Origin of the sequence: Mesorhizobium sp. M4A.F.Ca.ET.050.02.1.1 (assembly GCF_003997725.1) — a bacterium.
Lineage (GTDB): Bacteria > Pseudomonadota > Alphaproteobacteria > Rhizobiales > Rhizobiaceae > Mesorhizobium.
The window spans coordinates 1-5,537 of sequence record NZ_RZSG01000387.1 but is presented as its reverse complement, the minus strand read 5'-3'; the positions used below and the strand labels follow the sequence as shown (position 1 = coordinate 5,537).

The 5,537-nt window shown below is 61.1% G+C and carries 3 protein-coding genes; all 3 read left to right on the top strand.

Translation table 11 applies throughout. From position 1 onward, the window contains the following. Positions 1-657: hypothetical protein (locus tag EOA33_RS39185; protein ID WP_190234337.1), on the top strand; the 657-nt coding region annotated here is incomplete at its 5' end. Positions 658-1,368: 711 nt separating this feature from the next. Further along, entirely contained in the window at positions 1,369-2,628 is a 1,260-nt protein-coding gene (locus EOA33_RS22300) for a DNA repair exonuclease (RefSeq protein WP_127406609.1), read from the top strand. Then, on the top strand, positions 2,625-5,537 hold a 2,913-nt coding region (locus EOA33_RS22295), incomplete at its 3' end, for a YhaN family protein (protein WP_127406608.1). The genes EOA33_RS22300 and EOA33_RS22295, both read left to right, overlap by 4 nt.

The following is a 5,537-nucleotide window of genomic DNA, read 5'->3' as shown; positions in this document are numbered from 1 at the left end:
GGGTATGGAGACTGGCTGGAAGCGCTTACGACAAGAGAATACGAAATCTACAAGCTGATACTCGACAAGGGAGCTCTTGCTCTCTTGCTTGCAGCGATCGGGGCTCTCATAGCCGTTCTGCTTGAACGTTATCGCGAACAGCGAGAAAAGATCGAAGTAGCAGCTCGCGAAGACCGTGAGCGTTCGATGGTTCCCCGTACACAGCTCGACATTGAGTGTAGGTTTTTCGGTCCGCTACACGGAAAAATAATCGTAAATGTCCACCTGATTGCTGAGAACAAGGGGAAGACGATCCGTGGCTTCAACAGCATTCGATTCCGCGTCTTCACCATGACGGATGACAAGCTTCCGGGATTCTATAGGGCTAAGGATGGAATGAGCCGGCTTGCCCTCAACGGTCCCCGCGTTGAAGAGAAGACAAAAGAGGGTTACATCTTCAGCGTCGAGCCTGGGATTCGCCAGATCTTTCCTTTTTCCACCCTTATAGCCGCCGATACGAAGTACGTCAGCGTCAAAATAGACGTTCAGAACGCGGAATGGGGTGGTGGCGGCGCATCGTGGCTTGGCGAGGAACGCTTTTTTCCCGTTCAGCTGGAGCCAGATCTGGCAGCCGACGCGGGAGGAGCGCGTCAGGTTCGGGGCCGACCACAGTTTTGACGAGCCAGTCTACGAACCGATTATCTATGGTGAGACTCCCCTTTCGCGCGCTTTGCCACCTCCTCGAGAAGTGCGCTGCCGGCACCTGCGGCTTCGGCAGCATTCGTCTTCCCGGATCAAGACGCTTCGCGACATGTGGTGCGGCAGCGACGTCCTCAGGTTTCGCACGATCGAAGGCCGTCTATCTCGGTCACATCGCGAGCAGCCGGCATGCTGGCCCGCGTATCGAAAATCGAGGTACCGTACAGAGTGCAGTAGGGGTTCTGCGTTGCGTGACGGTTAGGTTTTTGTGTTGCGCACTTTTTAGGGAATTAGGCTGTACGCCTATTAGGTTATTATGTTGCGCCGATCATGGAGTATTGTGCATTACCCTTGTCCCACAACGCGGGGCTAGGTTGTGTCGCCGTCCCCCTTGCGTCCTAAGGGAGTTCCCGGTCCACCGGCGGCGGCGACCACGATGCTTAAAACGACGCGTCGGGCAATCAATTCCGGGGACGTCGCCGCCGGGTTGCCGACGACAATGACGTCGAGCATGCCGATGCCGATGTTCTCAACGCCACCGGATAACTCGACGGCACTGTTGCCGAAGGTCGCCGTACTTTGCTACCGAAACCCAAGATGCTTTTTGACCGCTCATTATGACGGTTCAGCGCCATCGATCTGGTGCTGGCATCTGCCCCGATCTTCCGTTCGGGTCCGGGAGCGCCCAGCATGGCATTTCGATTTATTCATACGGCCGATATCCATCTCGATTCGCCTTTGCGCTCCCTTGCGTTGCGCAATCCCGAACTTGCCGAGCTCGTCGGAGATGCCAGTCGCCAGGCATTCGTCGCTGTCGTGGATCTGTGCCTGGCGGAGCGCGTCGATGCTCTTGTGATCGCCGGCGATCTCTACGACGGCGAGCAGACTTCGATGAAGACGGCGCGCTTTCTGGCTTCACAGATGACGCGCCTTCATCAAGCTGGTGTCACGGTCTACTTGATCCGCGGCAATCATGACTCCATGTCGCGGATCACGAAGCAGCTGGTGCTGCCCGACACGGTGACCATCTTTGGCGGCCGCTGCCAATCCGTGATCCAGTCTGGCACCGCGATCGACGTAGCCTTCCATGGGCTGAGCCTCGCCAATCCCAAGGCGCCCGAAAGCCTGCTGCCCAAATATGCTGCCCCGCAAGAGGGAGCTGCGAATGTCGGCATCATGCATACAAGCCTGGCCGGCTCCCCAGGTCATGACGTTTATGCCCCTTGCAGCGTCGCCGACCTACACAGCCACGGCTTCGACTATTGGGCGCTTGGCCATGTCCACCTTCGCCAGGTCTATTTGGGCGCGAGCACGCTGGTGATGCCGGGAATCCCTCAGGGCAGGGACATCAATGAGGCGGGCGAGAAATCGGTCACGCTGGTCACCATTCGCGACGATCGCTCCGTCGAGATCGAGGAGAGGCTCACCAGTGTCGCGCAATTCGAGCGTGTGGGTGTCGATCTGACGGGGACGTCCGAATGGAGCGAGGCCGTCATCCGCATCCGGGCAGGGCTGGAACAAGCCCGGGAGGAGGCCAGATCGCGCTACCTTGTTGCCCGCCTTGGCCTGGTCGGCACGTCTGCCCTTTCATGGTCGCTGATGCGCGACCGGGACCTGGCTGTCGCGGAAGCCGAGCAGGCGGCTGAGCAGGTGGGCGACACCTGGGTGGAGAGGCTGGATCTTGATCTTTCGGCGCCCGTTCTCCGAGATTCGGGCAATGTTGCCGATCCCACCTTGGAGCTCGCAGAGTCCATGCGCGCCAATGCGGGGTCAGAAGCATTTCGAGCAGAAGCGCGGGAATTCGTGTTAAAGACTATCGCGGACCTGCCCCCCGATGCGAGGGGTTTCGCCGGCAAGGATGAAGCGGGGCTGGAACGGTTTCTCGACGATGTGCTTGCCGGAAGCGTCGACCTGGTCACGGCGAGGCTCAAGGCAGGTGCGACGCGATGAGATTGCGGCGCCTTGATCTGACCCGCTACGGCAAGTTTACCGACAAGGCGATCGACTTCGGAGAGAAGCCGGTTTCAGGCCCCGATCTGCATATTGTCTTCGGGCTGAATGAGGCCGGCAAGTCGACCGCGCTTTCCGCGTACCTTGATCTGCTCTTCGGCATCGAGGAGCGCAGCCGCTACAATTTCCTGCACGAATATAGCTCGATGCGAATCGGCGGACTGCTCGAATTCGAGGGGCAGACGCTTGCCGTTTCACGCACCAAAGGCCGCAGCAACTCACTCCATGACGCCGAAGGCCGGCCGCTGAGCGAAATTGCCATTTCGGCGCACCTTGCGGGCTTGTCTCGCGATGCCTACAGCAGCATGTTCTCGCTGGATGACGAGACGTTGGAAGCAGGCGGCAAGGCGATCCTTGAATCGCGTGGTGACCTCGGCAAGCTTCTGTTCACCGCCAGCGCCGGGCTTGGTCATGCTAGCGATGTCTTGGCCGCGCTGGAGACGGAGGCGGACGGGCTCCACAGAAAGCAGGCCCAAACCACCGAAATCGCGCTGCTTAAGAAGCGGTTCGCAGAGCTCAAGACACGCAAGGATACGATCGACACCTTGGCCTCCACATTCGAGGCGCTCGAGGCGGAACGGGTGGAGGCTCAGGACAAGTATGATGGCAGTCTGGCTGAACGCTCGGCGTTGTCGGCGCGGCTCGCCACGATCGGCCGATATGTGCGCTCCGCGCCGCTCCTTGCCGAAATAAAACGCAAGGCAAGCAGGCTGGCTGAGCTGCCGGACATGCCGTCTCCTACCAGGACCTGGAGTGGCAGCGTCGCGGAACTGATCGATCAGGATGCACGCTTGAGGACCCGTCTCCAGGCAAATGCCGACGAGATCGATCGCGCGAAGGCAAAAATCGAGGCAATCGCTGTCGACGATGCCATGCTCGCGATCTCGGAGCAGGTGCGAGGACTGGCCGACCGCAAGGCGCGCTATCTGTCCGCCGGCATGGACCTGCCGACCCGCAAGATGGAGGTCCGGCTGCTCGATCAGACGGTGGCTAGCTGTCTCGCCGCGCTTGGAAGGTCGGCCGAACAGGATCCGTCCCGGCTCATCCTGCCGGCTGTCGTGGTCGGCACGCTTCGCACGATGGTTGAGCAACGCTCCGGCATCACGACGAGCCTGCGGATGGCCCGAGATGAGGCCGCTGCCGCGCTCGAGGGGCTCAATGCAGCCCGGGGCCGCGTTGGCGAGGAGAGGGCGGTGCCCGAGCCCGCAAGAGCCAGGCTAATGGCAGCCGTGTCGGAAGCCAAGGCCAGTGGTCACAAACGCGAAATCGCAGAGGCGTTGGCGTTCGAGGACCAGCGGCAAACAGGGCTGGCCGATGCGATGCGGCGCCTTCGGCCGTGGTCGGGAGATGCGGAGGCACTTTCGGAAATGCCAGTTCCGCCGCCAATGCAGATGGCTGCCTGGAAAACACTGGCCGCGGACCTTCAAAGGGACAAAGCAGTCTTCTCCGAGCGTCTGGCTGAGCATGAACAAAGTCGGATAGCTACTTCGTCACGGATGGCTGCTGTCCGCGCCTCGGCGGACATTACCGACGACGAAAGAGCCGCAGCGATACGACGTGAGAGAGACGAGGCCTGGCGAAATCACCGGGCGGACCTCAAGGTCGAAACCGCAGACGTGTTTGCAGCAGCATTGGCCAAGGACGACCATGTCGGAGCGGCTCGATTGGCCCATGCGGGCGAGCTCGCGGATTTGCGCGCAATCAGGCAAAAGGCGGCCGAGACCGAAGCGACAATAGAGCGCGTAAGCTGCCAACTCGCGGGGGTGGCCCAGCGCGCGGAAATGGCGTCAATTGAAATCAAGCAAATGGCCAGCGCCTTGCTTGAGGATTGCCAGGCACAGTCGCTCGACCTCTTGATTGGACATCTCGAGGAGCGGCTGTCCGTTCGCGCTGACGCGCTTGGCGCCTGGGACGACATCCTGCTCGCACGCGCAAGGATTGAACGCGCAACAGGCGAAAGAGCGCGGATCAATCTCGCCTTGGCGTCGGCCCTTCAAAGCGTTGGAATTCAGCCGGAAGCCGGTGAGGCCCTGGAGGCCATAATGGTCACCGCTGACCGCTTTCTCGACAGGCAGGCGAAGGTCGATGCGGAACGAGCGGAAACACTGAGGAGCGTCGCCGCGAAGGAAGAGGAGCTGGCCGCCAGACGGCTCGCTGTTGAAATTGCCGAACGGCGAGATGCTGCGTGGCAGGCCGAGGTCAATGAAACTCTCAAGGGCACCTGGCTCGAAGACGGCATCGCCGGAACCGGCCTCGGCAGCGTGCTCGATCAGCTATCGGACCTGTCAAAGGCCCTGCAGGATCGCGAGGCCATGCGTATGCGCATAGGCAAGATGGAGGCGGACAGGACTGGATTTGCTGAAGAGGTGGCCCGGCTTGGTGCGCAGGCCGGGGATCCCGCAGGTCACCAGGCGCCGGAACAGGTGAGCGCCGGTCTGACCGAGCGCCTCGAGAAAGCTGAGCGCGCCCGCGAGGCGAGGGCGGATCTCCTCCTTGACGTTCAAAAGTTACGGGACGTTCAGGAGGCATTGAACGCCGAGATCGCGGCACACGAGATCACAAAGAAGCAAGTGCTCGATGCCTTCGGGGTGAAAACTCTGCCGGAAGTCGCAGAGCGCGACGAACAGCTTCGCGAGCGAAAAGGCCTGCAGAGCGCAGTGGCCGAGCTTGAAGAACGACTGACGAGCGAGCTCGCCCTCGAGGACTTCGCCCAGGCGCAGTCCTTGCTCGAAGGCCTCGATCTCGATGGGCTGGCAATTGAAAAGGCCGAGGTCGAGCGGCGCCTCGCCGACCTCGATGAAGCGTTACAACAGCAGCTCGTCCGCCGCACCCGGGCGACCGACAAGCTC

Excerpts from the sequence above, each read along its gene's own strand:
- EOA33_RS22300 (WP_127406609.1), top strand. The coding sequence starts at position 1,369 with ATGGCATTTCGATTTATTCATACGGCCGATATCCATCTCGATTCGCCT.